This window comes from Aeromonas sp. S41-2, assembly GCF_027705845.1.
GTDB lineage: Bacteria > Pseudomonadota > Gammaproteobacteria > Enterobacterales > Aeromonadaceae > Aeromonas > Aeromonas hydrophila.
In genome coordinates this window covers 1-880 of record NZ_JAPDCG010000027.1, presented here as the reverse complement: position 1 = coordinate 880, position 880 = coordinate 1, and the positions used below count along the sequence as shown (strand labels likewise).

Annotated in this window: 1 protein-coding gene; it reads right to left on the bottom strand. The window is 42.8% G+C overall.

The window, feature by feature from the left end; genetic code table 11:
- Positions 1–814, bottom strand: an 814-nt coding sequence (aph(3')-Ia, locus tag OKC44_RS22085) for an aminoglycoside O-phosphotransferase APH(3')-Ia (RefSeq protein ID WP_000018329.1), incomplete at its 3' end; no start/stop codon positions are given.
- Positions 815–880 lie beyond the last annotated feature (66 nt).

Sequence of the window (880 nt, the reverse complement as noted above, 5' to 3'; positions counted from 1 at the left end):
AGAAAAACTCATCGAGCATCAAATGAAACTGCAATTTATTCATATCAGGATTATCAATACCATATTTTTGAAAAAGCCGTTTCTGTAATGAAGGAGAAAACTCACCGAGGCAGTTCCATAGGATGGCAAGATCCTGGTATCGGTCTGCGATTCCGACTCGTCCAACATCAATACAACCTATTAATTTCCCCTCGTCAAAAATAAGGTTATCAAGTGAGAAATCACCATGAGTGACGACTGAATCCGGTGAGAATGGCAAAAGCTTATGCATTTCTTTCCAGACTTGTTCAACAGGCCAGCCATTACGCTCGTCATCAAAATCACTCGCATCAACCAAACCGTTATTCATTCGTGATTGCGCCTGAGCGAGACGAAATACGCGATCGCTGTTAAAAGGACAATTACAAACAGGAATCGAATGCAACCGGCGCAGGAACACTGCCAGCGCATCAACAATATTTTCACCTGAATCAGGATATTCTTCTAATACCTGGAATGCTGTTTTCCCGGGGATCGCAGTGGTGAGTAACCATGCATCATCAGGAGTACGGATAAAATGCTTGATGGTCGGAAGAGGCATAAATTCCGTCAGCCAGTTTAGTCTGACCATCTCATCTGTAACATCATTGGCAACGCTACCTTTGCCATGTTTCAGAAACAACTCTGGCGCATCGGGCTTCCCATACAATCGATAGATTGTCGCACCTGATTGCCCGACATTATCGCGAGCCCATTTATACCCATATAAATCAGCATCCATGTTGGAATTTAATCGCGGCCTCGAGCAAGACGTTTCCCGTTGAATATGGCTCATAACACCCCTTGTATTACTGTTTATGTAAGCAGACAGTTTTATTGTTCATGATGATATATTTTTATC